Annotated in this window: 6 protein-coding genes; 1 reads left to right on the forward strand and 5 read right to left on the reverse strand. The window is 58.3% G+C overall.

The window, feature by feature from the left end:
• Window positions 1-165: 165 nt before the first annotated feature.
• The 4 genes from ABD971_RS11320 to ABD971_RS11335 form a co-directional block, all read right to left on the reverse strand.
• Window positions 166-3,297 (reverse strand): autotransporter family protein, encoded by a 3,132-nt coding sequence (locus tag ABD971_RS11320; RefSeq protein ID WP_345322068.1) that lies wholly within the window; start codon window positions 3,295-3,297, stop codon window positions 166-168.
• Window positions 3,298-3,562: 265 nt separating this feature from the next.
• Window positions 3,563-6,634 carry an autotransporter family protein gene (locus tag ABD971_RS11325; protein WP_345322070.1) on the reverse strand — a complete coding sequence of 1,024 codons (3,072 nt, stop codon included), beginning with the start codon at window positions 6,632-6,634 and terminating at the stop codon, window positions 3,563-3,565.
• 303 nt (window positions 6,635-6,937) lie between these two features.
• A complete protein-coding gene (locus ABD971_RS11330) occupies window positions 6,938-11,896 on the reverse strand; it encodes a PAS domain-containing protein (RefSeq protein WP_345322072.1) in 4,959 nt (1,652 codons plus the stop codon).
• A gap of 695 nt (window positions 11,897-12,591) precedes the next feature.
• Window positions 12,592-13,809: an amino acid aminotransferase gene (locus ABD971_RS11335; protein WP_345322074.1), complete on the reverse strand. Its 1,218-nt coding sequence runs from the start codon at window positions 13,807-13,809 to the stop codon at window positions 12,592-12,594.
• Between the two features lie 112 nt (window positions 13,810-13,921).
• On the opposite strand from ABD971_RS11335, the gene ABD971_RS11340 reads away from it, so the two are divergent.
• Window positions 13,922-15,385 (forward strand): GMC family oxidoreductase, encoded by a 1,464-nt coding sequence (locus ABD971_RS11340; RefSeq protein ID WP_345322076.1) that lies wholly within the window; start codon window positions 13,922-13,924, stop codon window positions 15,383-15,385.
• 125 nt (window positions 15,386-15,510) lie between these two features.
• Here the strand turns inward: ABD971_RS11340 and ABD971_RS11345 are convergent, their stop codons facing one another.
• Window positions 15,511-17,409: a trypsin-like peptidase domain-containing protein gene (locus ABD971_RS11345; RefSeq protein WP_345322078.1), complete on the reverse strand. Its 1,899-nt coding sequence runs from the start codon at window positions 17,407-17,409 to the stop codon at window positions 15,511-15,513.
• Window positions 17,410-17,436 lie beyond the last annotated feature (27 nt).

The raw sequence follows: 17,436 nt of genomic DNA on the forward strand, positions 1-17,436 counted from the left end.
GGGTGACTTGGTGAAACGTCGTGAGCGAAGTAGGGCCGGTTCCTACCGGCCGTCCCCCCCCCTCGCTTCGCTCCGCTACAAGAGCCATCTGTTTCGTACCAATCTCGATAGCGTTAAGCCAATGCCCGTGGCCGGTGGGAACCGGCCCTACTTGGTTTCTTGGCTCTACCAAATGTAGCTGAGCGTTCCCGAGCCGACGTGGAAGACTTGGCGGTCGTTGAACTGCGTGTTGTAATCGGCTCGCAGTTCCCAGCGGTCACTCGGCCGCGCCGCGAAACCGCCACCGACGATCGCCCAATCACGGCCGAGGTCCAGTCCGTTGGCTGTGAAGCCCGCACCGCCGACGCCGGCGAATTGGGCGTTGACGACCGACGTGGTGTCCAAGAACTCGTGCATCCAGCTGCCGCGGATCTCCGGTGTGATCGCCCAGCCACGATCCGATGTCCATGGCTGCCACTGCAAGCGGCTGCCCAGATTGCTGCGAAGTGAATGTGTATCGATCCCCGCCATCGCCAAATTCATCGCCCCCGCACCGGTTTCAGTAAACGCGTTCTGACGAGCGTAAACGTATTGCAGTCCCGCGAACGGTTGCCATTGGTGTGAACGAGTCAATTGCAGATTCAAGCCGCGTTCGCCGTAAGCGAATCCTTGCCAGCCGTCCGAGTCGCCGTTTGCGGTACGAGTCAATCCGCCGACTTGGATCGTGCGTTCGCTGTCAAAATCGTCGAACTGCAAACCGCCCATCGCGATCCCGTAATGACGGCCCGAGGTGTGAGTGAGATAGCTGCCAAAGTTGCCTCCGTCGCTGCGGACGGTTTGGTTGATGTTGTCGGCGCTGACCGACGAACCGACGTAACCGCCGAAGAAGCCAAGGCGGACATGGTCGCCGAGATCACGCTCGATTCCGAACGTGGTGCCGCCCAAACCGTAATCAATTCCTGCGGCGTTGCCATCGGATTCGGCCGATCCGCCCAGACCGTAACCGGTCATCCAGCCTCGCCAGTGGTAAGCAGCACGGCAGGTCGACGCGATCAGCACGTCACAAGGCGTTTGCGAAGCCTCGACATAGCTGACCAAGGCGACACCGGAACCCGAGCTTGTGGCCGCTGCGGGACTTGGGGACGGCATGGCACTAACAAAACCACCGCTGTTGGATCCCCCGCCGGTGAACAGACCCGAACGCAATTGGCCGCCGATCGTGCCGATCAACTGGCTGGTTCCTTGGATCGTCACTTGAGACTGGCTACCGTAGAGATCACCGCTCAGTTGGCTCAGTCCACTTTGCACTTGAGGTGTCGTCAGCATGCTAAATGCATCGAGCATGACCTTAAAGTCACCGCCGGCACCGCGGGAGTTTTGGTCGATGTAGGCTCCCACGGATTGACGATTCCCCGAGCCGCCCACCGAGGCAAAATTGGTGCTGTTGTCGACCAGGGTAAAGAACGCCGAGTACGAATCGTAACCCAGTTCGGAATCAAAAAAGGCCAGATCATCGCTGATCGAATCGAACACGCCAGTGAGTCCGCCGGTGGTTTGCAGGAACGTGTACTTGGCTCCTTCGGTGTAGGTGCCTGCGGCCCCTTGCACCGAGACATCGCCACCGTGGATGGTGGCGGTGTCGGCGGTGATCAAGTCGTTATCGACTCCGGCGACGGGGCTGGCCGCCGGTTTGATTTCGACTACGGTACTGCTGCCGGAATTGAAGGTGGCGTTGCCCCCGACGGTCATCGTTCCAATCGAGTTGCCGGCGGCGAAGGTGCCATTGTTGACGACATTGCCGGTGATGGTTCCGCTGCCGCCCAGTTCAGCATTTGCGCCGACAATGGTGTGGCCGGCGATTGAGCCGTTGACGACTAGTCGTCCGGCGTTGATCGAAGTGGTACCGGTGTAAGTATTGGTAGCCGAGAGAATGAGTTCGCCGCTTCCGGTTTTCTGCAGCGATCCAGTGCCGCCAATCTCGTCGGCCAGAGTCTTTGATCCGGTGCTGACTTCGATCCCTGCAGTGACGCCGGTGTGCAGGTACATCCCCACCCCGATGGTTTGGCCGTTGGCGCCATTGCCAAGGGAACCTGTCCCACCGGTCCCGGTGGTCAAGCTACTGCCTGAGAGTGAGCTGTCGACGATCGAGAGGCTTCCGCCCTCGCGCACGAAGATGGCACCGCCCATCGCATCGCCGGCATCGCCGCCGTTGAACCCCCCTCCACCATCGCCGCCGCCAAACCCGCCACTGCCCGGAGTGTTTCCTCCGCCGCCTCCGCCGAAGTCACCGCCGTCGCCGGCGTTGTCTGCATCAACACCAGCACCGCCACCGCCAGCAAATTCACCGCCATTCCCCCCTGACGATTCGGTGCCGCCACCTCCGCCGCCACCGTAGCTGCCGCCGCTGCCGGCCGGAGCTACGCCGAATACACCGGATCCGCCGCCACCGCCATAAACACCCCCATTTCCTCCAGCCGCAAAGCCCCCACCTCCCCCACCGCCGGGATTGCCTGCCGCCCCGTTGTTGTTTTCGGTGCCGCCTGCGGCGCCACCATCGCCATCGCCACCGGTGTTGTCAGCAGTGGATTCGCCGTCTCCAATTCCACCGCCACCGCCACCCCCCCCAGCGCTAGCGCTTGCATCGCCTCCATTGCCTGTGACACCACCGCCGCCACCACCGCCTTGGTCGGCTGCACTACCTCCATTTCCATCAAATCCTCCTCCACCGCCACCACCTTGATCGCTTGAAACCCCACCGTTTCCCGCGTATCCACCACCCCCGCCGCCGCCACCTGCAGCATTTGTGTTTGAATTTCCTCCGTCACCGCCTTTGGCGGCATTGCTGTCAAGCGTGACACCACGAATCACGACGTTGGCACCGGAGTTGACGAACAACGCGCCACCGGCCCCGGCGCCACCACCACCACCGCCCATTCCAACGCCGCCGTCACCGCCGTCGGCGAGCCCTTGTTTCAGCGTGACATTTTCGATCGTGACATTACCATCGGCAACAAAGAACAAGCGTGCGGTGTTTTGCCCCGAGACCGTGTTGCCGGCGCCGTTGATCGTAATCGTTTGACCGGTCCCCACGATCATCGGCAGGTTCGATGCGAGCGCGATTGGATCCAAACCATTTGCAAAGGTGATCGAGTGCGTGCCAGCACCGGCGGCATTCAAGCTTTCGATCGCCGCTCGCAGCGATCCGGAGCCGGAGTCATTAGGATTGCTGACGCTAAAGTCAGCGGCTGTGGCAAACGGGGCAAACGGGCCACCCAAAATGGCTAAGAAAAGAGCAAGGCGGGCAGTTTGTTTTTTCATGGCGAGCGTCAATGGGGCAGGATGATTCTACGATGCAAGCAATCGCCCTCGCTGCTTCCCTGCAGCAAAATCAAGCGGCGGTGCTGGGATTTCCCTCAAGTTGCGTGGGAGCGACTGTGATGTATGTCACTGCGCAACCACGAAACTCGAGGTCTTGTTTTCTGAAGATCGTCGACGCCAGCAGCTGATCGTAGTGGCCATTTGATAATCGCTATAGATTGCCAGCGTTGACGTCTGAGCACGCTCTTCGGGACCTGCTTGGTTTCTACCAAGAGTAGCTGAGCGTTCCCGAGCCGACGTGGAAGACTTGCCGGTCGTTGAACTGGGTGTTGTAATCGGCTCGCAGTTCCCAGCGGTCACTCGGCCGCGCCGCGAAACCGCCACCGACGATCGCCCAGTCGCGGCCGAGGTCCAGTCCGTTGGCTGTGAAGCCCGCACCGCCGACGCCGGCGAATTGGGCGTTGACGACCGAAGTGGTGTCCAAGAACTCGTGCATCCAGCTGCCGCGGATCTCCGGTGTGATCGCCCAGCCACGACGCGATGACCATGGCTGCCACTGCAATCGGCTGCCCAGGTTGCTGCGCAGCGAATGCGTGTCGATTCCCGCCATCGCCAAGTTCATCGACCCCGCGCCGGTTTCAGCAAACGCGTTTTGACGAGCGTAAACGTATTGCAGTCCCGCGAAAGGTTGCCATTGGTGTGAACGAGTCAATTGCAGATTCAAGCCGCGTTCGCCGTAAGCGAAGCCTTGCCAGCCGTCCGAGTCGCCGTTTGCGGTACGAGTCAATCCGCCGACTTGGATCGTGCGGTCGCTGTCAAAATCGTCGAACTGCAAACCGCCCATCGCGATCCCGTAATGACGGCCCGAGGTGTGAGTGAGATAGCTGCCAAAGTTGCCTCCGTCGCTGCGGACGGTTTGGTTGATGTTGTCGGCGCTGACCGAGGAGCCGACGTAACCGCCGAAGAAGCCAAGGCGAACGCGGTCGCCGAGATCACGCTCGATTCCGAACGTGGTGCCGCCCAATCCGTAATCGATTCCTGCGGCGTTGCCATCGGATTCGGCCGATCCGCCCAGACCGTAACCGGTCATCCAGCCTCGCCAGTGGTAAGCAGCACGGCAGGTCGGCGCGATCAGCACGTCACAAGGCGTTTGCGAAGCCTCGGCATAACTGACCAAGGCGACACCGGAACCCGAGGCGGATGCCGCCGGACTTGGGGACGGCATGGCACTAGCAAAGCCGCCTCCACTGGCTGCACCGCCGCCGAACAAGCCCGAACGCAATTGGCCGCCGATCGTACCGATCAACTGGCTTGTGCCTTGGATCATCACCTGCGATCCGCTGCCGTAAACATCACCGCTCAGTTGGCCCAGTCCACTTTGCACTTGGGCCGTCGTCAGCATGCTAAACGCATCCAGCACGCTGGCGAAGTCACCGCTGGCGCCAGTGGAGTTTTGGTCGATGTAAAGCCCGACCGCGCGACGATTGCCCCAGCCGCCGACGGTCGCATAATCGGTGCTGTTGGCGACGAGGGTAAAGAACGCCGAGTGCGTATCGTAGCCTAGCTCGGCATTAAAGAAGGCGAGGTCATCGCTGATCGAATCGAACACGCCAGTGAGGCCGCTGGTGGTTTGCAGGAGCGTGTACTTCGCTCCGCCGGTGTAAGTCCCCGCGGCCCCTTGCACCGAGACATCGCCGCCGTTGATGGTGGCGGTGTCGGCGGTGATCAAGTCGTTATCGGTGCCGGCGACCGGCGTGACCGCCGCTTGAATTTCGACCACGGTGCTGCTGCCGGCGTTGAAGGTGGCGTTGCCCCCGACGGTCAGCGTTCCGATCGAGTTGCCGGCGGCGAAGGTACCGTTGTTGATGACGTCCCCGTAGATGATTCCGCTACCGCCCAATTCGCCCCCGCTGTTCACGATGGTATCGCCGGCGAGCGATCCATTGACGGCCAGCCGACCGGCATGGATGGTGGTGTCTCCGGTGTGGGTGCTGGCGCCGCTGAGCGTCAGCATGCCGGCCCCCGTTTTCGTCAGACTCCCTGTTCCTGAGATGACGCCGGAGTAAGTGCCATCGGTGACTTGATTGAATTGGACGCTGGCGTTATTGGTCACGTCGCCGGGCAAGGAGGTCGAGTTGACTTGCAAGTTGCCGCCCGAAACCGTCGTGCCCCCGGTGTAAGTATTAGCTGCGGAGAGAACGAGTTCGCCAGCGCCGGTTTTCTCGAGCGACCCGCTGCCGCCGATCTCGTCATTCATGCTCGTCGATCCGGTGCTGATTTCGTAGCCCGCGGTCACCCCGGTGTGCAGGTACATTCCCGCTCCGATCGTTTCCCCGTCGGCTCCACGTCTACTCGCATTGCTTCCTGCGCCACCGCTTCCCGCGGTCAGCGCACTTCCTGAAATACTGCTATCGACGATTGAGAGCGAACCGCCGCTGCGGACGAAGATCGCGCCGCCCATGGCATCGCCCGCATCGCCGCCGTAATAGGTTGCCCCTCCATCGCCGCCACCGAAGCCGCCGCTTCCGGGGGCACTGTCGCCGCCCGTGCCACTGCCTTTACCGGCGCCGCCGCCAAAATCGCCGCCGTTGCCACTGACCGCCATGATGTTCGCGCCGTTTCCGCCGCCGCCCCCAAACTCACCGCCATCGGTCCCCGCGGATCCGCTATCACCGCCCGCGCCGCCGCCACCGACACCAGCGGCGCCGCCGGTGGTGGTGGTGGTGCTGCCGCCCCCGGCTTCGAATCCACCTCCGCCACCGCCGCCATAGTCGGTCGTGCTGCCACCATCGCCGTGGAATCCACCCCCACCACCGCCACCTCGAGGAGAGAGGCTTCCTACTCCGCCATCGCCTCCTTTGGCGGCATTGCTATCGAGCGTGACGCCGCGAACAACGACGTTGGCACCGGAGTTGACGAACAAGGCCCCGCCGGCCCCCGCGCCGCCGCCGCCGCCGGCCATTCCGTCACCGCCCTTGCCGCCCGCGGCGAGGCCATCTTTGAGCGTGATATTTTCGATCGTAACATCCCCATCGGCGACAAAGAACAACCGCGCGGTTTTGTTCCCCGAGACCGTATTGCCAGCGCCATGGATCGTGATCGTTTGTCCGCTCCCCTCAATCCTCGGCAGATTCGATGCCAACTCAATCGGATCCATGCCGTTTGAAAAGGTGATCGAGTGGTTGCCGGCACCGGCGGCGTTCACTTGTTCGATCGCCCAACGCAGCGAATTGGCACCGGAGTCATTGGCATTGTTGACACTAAAGTCGGCGGCCATGGCAGCAGGCGTGCCGAGAATGGCCATTAGCAGAGCAAGACGAGCAGTTCGTTTTTTCATCACACGCACTTCGAGTAATCAAGCAGGTCCGAGGGGCGTGCGGTACCCCTCGCCGCATCCGTGCGACGAACCCCAGGTGATCCGCAACGCTCCAACGATTTCGTGTCGAAGTTCACCGCGCTGAGGCTCTCCAACACGCGACCGAGGGCCTCGTAGAAGAGAGTTGATCGTCCTAGTAAGAGTCGCTCGGCAGTATCAATTTGACAGTCATCATAAATTGCCTGGGCGGTCCCCCTGTTTTGCGGTCGCTGGCTAGCCCTGTTTTGTTGCCGTGGCGACGTCGCCTCGACCGACTCAGCCGCGTTATTGTGAGGGAGTGCTGAGATGGTCTTGCACAAGAGCTTGCAGCTGTCCGATTTGCACCGGTTTGCTGATGTAATCATCCATGCCGGCTTCGAGGCATCGCTCGCGATCACCCGATAAAGAGTTCGCGGTCAACGCCACGATTTGCAACTTTCCTGCGAGCATGCCGGACTGTTCCCGTTTGCGGATCTCACGCGTCGCAGTAAATCCATCCATCTTAGGCATTTGGCAATCCATCAGAATCAGGTCGTACTGTTTCTTGCTGATTGCTTTGATCACTTCCTCGCCGTTCGTGACGACTTCACAGGTGCAACCGAAATGTTTTAGCAATTCGCTAATGTAAAACTGGTTAGTGAGATTGTCTTCGGCCACCAGGATATGTCCTGAGAATGCACCTGAGAGGGGTGGTTGCTCGCTCGGGGTAATCGGTGACGGATTGGGAGAAACAAGGTTCGCAGTCTCGTTGATGATTTCCACGGGAATCTCGAACCAAAACGTTGATCCCTGGCCTTGCTGACTTTTGACTCCGATCTCGCCACCCATTAGCTGAACCAACTGCATGCAAATCGAAAGCCCCAATCCTGTGCCGCCATATTGGCGAGTGGTCGAGCTGTCGATTTGCGAGAAGGCCTTGAACAAGCGGTTCTTACGGTCCTCGGGGATGCCCAGTCCGGTGTCGGTTACCGAGATTCGCACCCGGGCAATCTTTCCTCGACGCGACACCTGTTCTCCGACCAAGCGGATTCCGCCTTGCGAGGTAAATTTCATCGCATTGCCCAGCAGGTTCGCTAGGATTTGGCATAGGCGGTGGTCATCACAACGGACAAGTGCATGCAGTTCGGGAGCCAATTGGCAATCCAAGCTTAAACCCTTGTCGGCGACTAACGGCGCGTTGGCGGCGACGACGTCTTGCGCCACCTTTGCCAAATTGCATTCACGCGGCTCAAGTTCCAATTTGCCCGCTTCGATTTTAGAAAGATCAAGAATGTCGTTGATCAATGCCAGCAACAATTGACCACTCTTCTGGCCCGCTTCGACGAATTGTTGTTGGCGACTCGTGAGTGCCGTCGTCCCTAACAATTCGTTCATGCCTAGGATGCCGTTCAGCGGCGTTCGCAACTCGTGACTCATCGTCGCCAGAAACTCGCTCTTGGCCCGACTGGCTTCCTCGGCATGCACAATCGCTTTTCGTAGCGCGGTTTCGGATTGTTTGATGCTGGTCACGTTCTCGTGAGCCATCAGAATGTGCACTTCGCCATTGACGTAGATCCGCCTCATGCGGAGCTGGAACCAACGCTGTTCCTGGAGCGAATGGCAGGCGTACTCGAAGCTCGACGATTCCCGTTTTCCCGCCATGATCTCTCGCAACTCGGTCGCGACTTTTCTCGCATCCTCGTTGCCGAGTTGGATTGCTGCATCGCAGACCTGCAAATAGTTTTGTCCTTCACAAACACTTCGCACGTCGGCTTGGCTTGCCGTCGCAAACTGTTTCCAAGCGTGATTGGTTGCGACAATCTCACCGCTCGAATTGAGCACGGCGATATGTGCGGACAACGCATCGAGCGTCACGCGATTAAACGATTCGCTGTCGACGAGCGCCTGTTTCGCACGGGTGTGTTCGATCGCGAGACAGGCGAGTTCCGAAGCCCATTCCAATCGTTCGCACTCGTTGGCACTGGGCGTTCGAGATTGGGCCGTGTAAATGCTGAGCGTACCGAGTAGTTCGGCATTGACGCTTAGGATCGGCGTTGACCAACACGATCGGATTCCCGCTTGTTGGGCTAAATCTGCCCACGAGCCCGGCTGCGAATCGTGAGGAATGTCGTCGGTGATTACTCGTTTTTTAATAAAGGCTGCATGGCAAAACGGCGGCCCATGTTCTTGGATTTTGGACTCCTCGATTGCCTCCAAGTAATCGCTGGGAAGATTTAACGCGGCATGATTCGATAAATGGGTTTGGGATTTGTCGGCCAGCATCAGATGGCACATCAACGCGGGGTCTTCGGCCACAATGCTTGAAACGATCTTTTCGAGACATGCTTTGAGTGAATGATCCGCAGCCAACATTCTCAGCAGTTGGCTTTGGTGGTTCTCTCGGAGTTCGCGAAGTTTTCGGTCGGTGATATCCGAGATAAAACCTTCGATCGCTGCGACTTCACCCCGCTCGTTGTAGATCCCGCGAGCCTGTTCCCAAACCCATTTCAGTTGCCCATCGGGCGTGCGGACTCGGTACTCGTGCTCGATCGGTCGACGGGCTTGCAAGCCGTCGGCAAACACCGCAACAACCTGCTGCAAATCATCAGGGTGGACCAAGCTGGTGAAGACGCAGTCGCCCTGGGTCAATCGTTCGGGCGAGATGCCCAACAGATCACGACAACCTTCGCTGACAAACTCCATCGTCCAATCGGAGTCGTCGCGGCAACGATAGGCCATGCCTTGCAAGTTGGCCAACAGCGTCTTCAGACGACGCCCGCTTTCGGACAGCTCTTTGGTTCGCCGCTGGACGCGTGATTCGAGTTCTTCATTTAGACGACGCAGGTTTTCTTCGGCACGATTACGATCCACGTTGACCGCGATCGTGTTCGCGAGAATCGCAAGACTGGTCTCGAGTTCTTGGCTAAGCTTCGATTGCAAAAACGTTTCGACGACCCCAATGCAGCGATCTTCGACCAATAACGGATGGGCAGCGGTCGCAGCAATCTGATGCTGCTGAGCCCAGTCGTGATCCTCTCGTCCATGATCAAAGGCAGGCATTTGGGTGATTTGTGGGCTTCGCTCGCGGACGATGTGCCCCAGTGGGCTATCGTCCACGCAAACTTGTTCGCAGCAGTGTTGGTCCGCCTCTTGCTGGCCGGATTGGGCCTGCAGATGCAACACGTTCGCGTCGGGATCGAGCGTCCAAATTCGCACCAATGTGGCATCAAGATGGTCGACCATTGCACCGGCACAGGTCTGCAACGCGTCGCTCAAGGCAAGTTTTTCCAGGAACGCGCCAGCAACGGAGGCCGTGGCTTCGAGGCGGCGGGTGTGATCGGCAAGCTGGCCTTGCGTTCGTTTGGTCTCGGAAATATCGCGGCAGGTCCCAATCGCATAGATCGGGTTTCCATCGTCGTCATTAAATGCACGCCACGATTCCTCGACCCATTTTTCGCGGCCGTCGGAGAGCACAATTCGGTGCTCCACCTGGCATGTCGACTCGACGTCAAACGATGCGATCAACGCCTCGTTCACCCGTTTGCGGTCCTCGGGATGAACCAGTTTTAGAAAGTTTTCATGGGTGGGGAAAAACGTGTCAGGATGCTTTTCGAAAATGCGGTAGGTTTCCTCGGACCAAAACACCCTCATCGTCCCGAGGTCGGTTTCCCAGCTTCCGATCTTGGCTACCGCTTGCGCTTCAGAAAGCCTTGATTTTTCTTTTTCGAGTTGGTCGATCAAGCGACGCTGCTGCGCACGGATGTTCCGCAGGTCCTGTTCGATTTCTTTTTGGTCGGTGATGTCAATCGTCGATCCGGCCATGCGGTAAGGCTCGCCGCTATCGTCCCGCAATGCATCACCGCGAGCATTGAACCAGCGGTATTGGCCCGACTTGGTTCGCAACCGGAACTCGGTGTCATACGGCTTGTTGCTGCAGAAATGTTCTTTTAGGGCAAACTCGAATTGAGCCTTATCGTCGGGGTGCAGCGAGTCGGAAAACGAAGAGAAGACGTTCGGAAACTCATCGTCGCGATAGCCAAGCAACTGCTTGAATCGAAGCGAGTAATAAAGTTCACCGGATGAAATGTCCCAGTCCCAGATGCCGGCGCTGGATCCCTCGGCGGCGAGCTGGAATCGTTCTTCGCTTTTTCGCAAAGCGACGATATTCCGCTCTTGCTCGGTGATGTCCTGGACCATCCCGAGTCGACGAATTGCTTTGCCCGATTCGTCGGTCACTACTTCGCCACGCTCACGCAGCAGCCGAATTTCGCCGTGGGGACCCTGGATTCGAAACTCTTGTTCGACATATTGGTTGTCCGAACCCGCCATCGAGAGCGAGGTCAGTACGCGATCGCGGTCCTCGGGATGAACTTGATCCATCAAACAATCAAGCGACCCATCGCAGTGATCCGCTTGGATGCCAAAGATCTCGAACGTTTGCTCAGACCCCTGGAACTTTCCTAGCCGCAGATCAATGTCCCAGCTGCCCATGTTGGCGATGCGCTGGGCGTTGGACAGCAAAACCTGTCGTTCTTGCAATTCGTTGGTGGCTTGGATCAGTTGAGTCAAGTCGCGAGAAATTCCTGACAGCCCGACCAAGTTGCCTTCTTGGTCACGTTGTGCTCGGACGTTGGTGCTGAGCGTGACGACGCTGCCATCTTTGCGGAACACACCACATTGATAGTCAAGTTGTTCGACGCCCGTTTGAATAATCGTCATGAACGTCTTGAGCGTCTCTTCAAAACTTTCCGGAGTGATGAACTCGAGGAACGACTTGCCAATCAATTCGTGAGATTCCCAGCCGTAAATCGCTTTGGCGGCTTGGTTGATAAATGTGATGAGCCCTTCGGCATCGACGGTCCAAATCAAGTCGTGCGAGGATTCGACCAGATCCCGGTACCGCTGTTCCCCCGATTCGACAGCCGCTTCGGAATTTTTGCGAGCGGTGATATCACGCCATATGCCAAGAATTCCCAAAACATGACCGTTGTCGTCCATCAGCCGTGTGACTTGGGCATCGGTCCAAACGCGACTGCCGTCTTTGCGCCAATCGAGAAATTCGCCCTTCCAATCCTGGCCCGCCAACAGAGATTGGATTTGTTGGTGGATCGAATCACGTGCTTGCAGCGGATAACGGTCCACCAGCGAACGCCCCACCATTTCATCGGCGGTCCAGCCGAACAGGTTCGTCGCACCGTCATTCCAGTAGCTAACCGTCCCCGCGACGTCGGTCACAATCGCCGCGTCTTGGAGGCATGAGAGCAAAAGAGAATCACGGTGCGTAATGCGAGATTCGAATGATTTGACTGCTGTCGATGATGTTGCCGCTGGATCCGTCATTTCATTCTTGCTGTGTCATCAGTCCGGAGGGACGCTGTCAGGATGCCTGCGGCGCTTACCGTAGGCATCGACTTGCTAACGTTTTACCGACCAGCGGCCGGACGCTAGCGTCTTCGGCACACGAAATCGACAGGCAACTTAGGGGGGGCAATTAGGGGACAGCCCAGTTTAGTCCGCTGGGTGGCTAGGCGACACTGCCCCCTGAACGCGTGGTTCCAGTGTGGTCTGGCAGCGTTTGCGATGCGGAGGTTCGGACGCGTCTGCGTTCGCCACCGATCGCGGCGCTCTGGCAACCTTAGCAGTATCACGGATGTGATTAAAGAACAGTTACCCAGAGCGAGGTTGCCCAGAAGAAGGGATTGGGCCCAGTGTTGCAGAGGACAGGACCTACCGAGAGAGGGGGTGCGGCTGTCGTTCCGATGGAAAGTCGCAGGCTGGCGCGGCATTCAGGTTAATGCAACGACCACCACCTGCTTTAACTCTCTCTCTCTCGACGATGACGGCTGGTTGATTTAGCCGTTTTGGCCAACGCTGTGAAGCATTTTCTTATAGGGTTTTGCTAATTGAGCGTAGCGAAAGTCGTCAAGACTTTCGTCCGTTTGACGTAAACCTTGAAGGGCCTACAGGACAGACGCAACCGCTTGGCACAGCGAATCCATCTTGTCTTCACTCATGCCGGCGACGTTGATGCGGCCGCTGCCGACAATGTAGATGCCGTGCTTGCTTTTGAGTTCGTCGACTTGCATCGGGGTCAAGCCACTAAAGGAAAACATCCCTTTTTGCTTGAGTAAAAACGAGAAATCGTGGCCTGAGCCGGTGTTTTTCATCGTTTCGACGAATTGTTGACGCAGGGCATCGATCCGCTCGCGCATCTCGTCGACCTCTTGCTGCCAAAGCTTCGTCAATTCTGCGTCTTGCAAAACGGTTGCTACGATCGCACCACCGTGACGCGGTGGGTTGCTGTAATTGGTGCGGACGATTGTTTTCAGCTGACTGTGGGCAGCTTTGGTAGTTTCCGCATCCGCAGCGATCAGGCAAACCGATCCAACACGCTCGCTGTACAAGCCGAAATTCTTGCTGAACGAATTGCAGACGATCGCTTCGTCGACCGCTTCCAAGATCGTGTTCAGTCCCGTCTTGTCTTGCTCGATGCCGTCGCCAAAGCCTTGATAGGCAAAGTCGATTAGGGGAATCAGTTGACGCTCGGCCACCGTTTTGGCAATCGCCTTCCAGTCCTCGGGGGTGGGGTCGACGCCGGTAGGGTTGTGACAGCATGCATGCAGCAGCACCGCGTCGCCCGGTTTGGTCTTTTCGCTCAAATCTTCGAGCATTCCGGCCAAATCGAACGAGGTGCGATCGCTGCCAAGATAGCGGTAGGTTTCGCTCGCCAATCCCGCTGCGGCAAAAATAGCCGGATGGTTCGCCCAGGTTGGCGAGGGCATCCAAATTCGTGTTGGCGAAAGTTGGGCGACGATGAAATCGGCCGCGACTCGAAGTGCTCCCGTGCCGCCGGGAGTCTGCAAAATGGCCACGCGGCCCGCGTCGAGCGAGTCACCAAAGACCAGCGAGCGGACTTGTTCGCGATAATCCGGCAATCCATCGATCGACAGGTAGCCTTTGGTCGCCTCGTTTTCGATCAACCGTCGCTCGGCTTCCTTGACGCACTTCAAAATCGGGGTTTGCCCCGACGCGTCCTTGTAAACTCCGACGCTGAGGTTCATCTTGCTAGGATTCTTGTCCGCCAAAAACGCTTCGGTCAGCCCCAAAATGGAGTCGGGTGGAGCGGTCGGAATTCCAACGAAGCGGTGCACGGCATTCGATTTTGCGGACGCATTCATAGCAGAATTGAGAATTGGATAGGGACGGAATGGAATTGTTCCCGGAAATCCTAATCAACAAACGACTTATCGCCTATTGCCAACTGCCCCAAATTTGGACACTGCTGCTGCTATGCCTTCTCCTGACATCCTGATTGTCGGTGCCGGATCGGCGGGATGTACTCTCGCCCACCTGTTGCACCATCAACACGGCTATTCGGTCACATTGATCGAGCCGGGAGCGGCGGAAAACCCAGAAATCGTTGCCGCGACCGAAATCGATCACACTCGGCCCGCTCGCTGGTTGAAATTGCTGGGCAGTTCGAGTGATTGGAACTACGCCACCGAAGCGTCGAAGTCGCTCGCCGGCCGCTCGCTGAATTGTCCCCGAGGCCGAGGGGTCGGCGGCAGCAGCCGGATCAATGCGATGATCTGGTTTTCGCCAACGGACGATGATTTCAACATGTTTTCTGCAGCCGCGGCGGATGATCGCTGGTCAACCGAATCGCTGCGGTCCGCCTATCAAGCCGCTGAGCGATTGGTACAGCCCGAATCGGCCCGCTGGATCAGCGACCCGGCCGAGCGGTTTTTGCAGGCGGCGACTCCGTTTGGTACTCCGCAGGCATATCGCAGGATGAATCGCAACGGACGCCGTTGGTCCCCCGCCGCTCTGGTTGCAGATTCGCCCGGCGTGCAAATGATTCGAGGTACCGTCGATCGCGTCCTGTTTCGTGATGACCAAGCGATTGGAGTCCAGTTGGCCGACGGGTCGAAAATTCGTGGCAGCAAACGAGTCATCTTGTCGGCCGGCAGTATCGCCAGTCCCGCGATCTTGATGCGAAGCGGCATTGGGCCTCGCGATTCGTTGGTAGACGCCGGTGGTCAAGCGTGGCTGGACGCGGCGGAGGTCGGCCAGCGTCTGCAAGATCATCTGGTGATGCCCGTCGTCTTTTCGACCAACCCCGCGGCTCGCTTTGATCTAAACGTCTCACCGCGAGATCTGGTGCGATTCGACACGCTCGGTCGAGGACCGCTTGCGTCGAATATTGCCGAAGCCGGTGGCTTGTTTGCCAACGACACGATTCAGATTCATGTGACGCCGACGCATTACCTCCGTTTTCCGCAGCCCGGTGCGCCGGCGGCAATGACGATTGCCGTCAATCCGGCCAGACCGAAATCACGTGGGCAGCTTGCGATTCGGTCACTCGATGCAAACGAACCGCCCCAGATCGATCTCGGTTACTTGGCGGATCCCGCCGACGTCGCAACGACCGTCGCCGGAGTGAAATTGGCGCGCTCGATCGCGATGCAGTCGCCGCTGCGAGATTGGATTGGACCCGAATTGGTGCCGGGGGCGAAACGTGACAGCGACCAGACGATTGCCAAATCAATCTCGCGTTACGCCCAAACGCTGTACCATCCCGTCGGGACCTGCGGGCTTGGACGTGTCGTCGACGCGGACTTATCGGTGATCGGCACGCGTCGGTTGTCGATTGTCGATGCTTCGGTGTTTCCCGAGCTGACGGTGGGCAATCCGAACGCGATGGTAATCGCGCTCGCAATGTGGTTCGCAGATCAATTGGCAGGAACGTGCTAGGCTCTGTCTGAAAACTGTAGCGGAAGTCGTCAGGACTTTCGACAGCACTCCATTCCAAACAAAACTCTTGACGAGTTCCGCTACCCTAAAAACAAATCTCGACAAGCCACTAGGTCTTGCTGAGCCTAGATTTTTCCGCCTTTGCAGTGCGGACATATTCTGCCCCCTTTTCCGTTACAGGTCGAGCAGCGTTCTTGAGTGACCTGTTGGGCGCGAATCGGGCGTCCTGTCAATGGATTTACACCTTTGACGACCGTTTCTCGTCCGGCAACTACGCCTTTGTTGCAGGTTCGCACGGGGCAATCCAGGAATCCGCGGCCATCACAGGCAACACACCAATTGTCTCGCAGGTACAACCCGCCGGAGTCACGGCTGCTGTCAGCGACCTCGCTAAACAACTGAGACGTCGATTTTTGTCTCAGCCCCCAGCAATAAACGGCAACGGAGCTTTTCTCGACCGTGTTCAGCCGCTGTGTCGCCGTGTGGCTTGACTGCACGTCGGTAAGTGAAGCGGTTTGCACATTCTCGTAGAACCAACGACGAAATTCGCCTGAGCCAAAGAAGAACCCTTTTGCGTCGCTTCCCGAAACGGGAGTGTCGTAGGCGATCCCGACGACACGGTTTTCAGCATCCAGCACCGGGCCGCCACGGTTTCCGCCCATGACGCGGGCAGACGTTTGCAGCGTCACTCCGCTGCCCGAGGCACCAAGTGCCGAGACGCTGCCGCGAATCGCTTGTGACTGCAATACCTCGCCCGCTTGCGTTTGCAGTCCTCGCTGCAATGCCGCTTGGCCACGCGAAAATCCAAGAATGCGAATCGCGGTTCGTTTGGTGGGATCATCCAATGCGACTTCCACCGGGGCAAGCTTTAGGTTCGGTACCCGTAGCGCCGCGATCTCGGCTCCCATTTGACCGTTCTGGGGTCGCACGTAGGAATAGTGAGTCCACACCACGTTGCCGCTTCCAAATCCCGAGCCCACCGATGATGAAACCGCCACCGATCGTGTCGAGGATATCAGCAGGTCTCGAACAAGCTCGCTGCGGCGTGACGACGACGCAGGGTCGACAATCACCGTGATTAGTTTGGGACCGTGGTAGTTCGTCGTTTCTACAACGGGGCGTGCGGTCAACACAATTCCCGGAGACACCACAAAGCCGGTCCCGGTTGCAAGCAGTTGTAGATCGGGTCGCGGTGCATCGATGCCGTCGATTTTGATGTTGGCATCCGATTCCGACGGAACGTCAAAATCAAGCGTGTAGTGCCACCCCGCTTCCAATTTCGTGCCGCTACCGGCGTTGTTCGATAACGCCACCGTTCTCATCAGCCGTTGCCGTGTGCTCGGTGAAAACGTGATGAAGCTGTCGGTGTTGGTCGTCAGCTCATGTAACAATTCGGCGTTGGATTGAACGATCGGTGGCATTCGTTCGACCGACTCGATCGCTCGTACCATGCGTGTCGCCGCTGAATCCCCCTTGCGTCCTTTGATCAAGCAGATGGCGAGGTTGTTATTTGCTGAACAAAAGGTCATGCGATGCCGCGACGGATCTGCGTCCTGCTGCTTTTCGATGCGGCGGAGCGTGTCCTCTAGCAACACGGCGGCTCGTGAATGTTCGTTGCTGCCGCAACTGAGCGTGACGGCGGCCCACAGTCCAGCGTAGGGGCTCTCTTTGATTTCATTGTGGATTTCGATCAGCAACCGGCTGACCGTTTGAGGACGCTCGGCCACCGTTCGCAGGTGGTCTTTGACCAACTCGAATTGTCGTTGGTCTTGGAGGTTAAACCAGCGAATCGCGAGATACTTCTGGTCCGCTTCGCTCAATTGGGCAATTGGGATTTTCCGAGCAGCCGGCTGGCCCTTGATCAATAGCTCCACCATCTCGTCGGTTTGGCCCACCAGTTCCGCATCCACCACGGTCCCGGCAGCCGATTTCCATTGGCGACTGACTCTCGCGTTTTCGGATTGCTGAGCGTACCCGGTCGCCGGCAATCCGAAGCCCAAGCTAAGCAGCAGCAGGGTGGTCATTATGTTAAGCGAGCGCAGCGAAGGAGA

The sequence above is a fragment of the Novipirellula rosea genome (assembly GCF_039541335.1).
In the GTDB taxonomy this organism is placed as follows: domain Bacteria; phylum Planctomycetota; class Planctomycetia; order Pirellulales; family Pirellulaceae; genus Novipirellula; species Novipirellula rosea.

Coding starts and splice junctions, on each gene's coding strand:
- ABD971_RS11320 (WP_345322068.1), bottom strand. CDS start 3,297: ATGAAAAAACAAACTGCCCGCCTTGCTCTTTTCTTAGCCATTTTGGGT.
- ABD971_RS11325 (WP_345322070.1), bottom strand. CDS start 6,634: ATGAAAAAACGAACTGCTCGTCTTGCTCTGCTAATGGCCATTCTCGGC.
- ABD971_RS11335 (WP_345322074.1), bottom strand. CDS start 13,809: ATGAATGCGTCCGCAAAATCGAATGCCGTGCACCGCTTCGTTGGAATT.
- ABD971_RS11340 (WP_345322076.1), top strand. CDS start 13,922: ATGCCTTCTCCTGACATCCTGATTGTCGGTGCCGGATCGGCGGGATGT.
- ABD971_RS11345 (WP_345322078.1), bottom strand. CDS start 17,409: ATGACCACCCTGCTGCTGCTTAGCTTGGGCTTCGGATTGCCGGCGACC.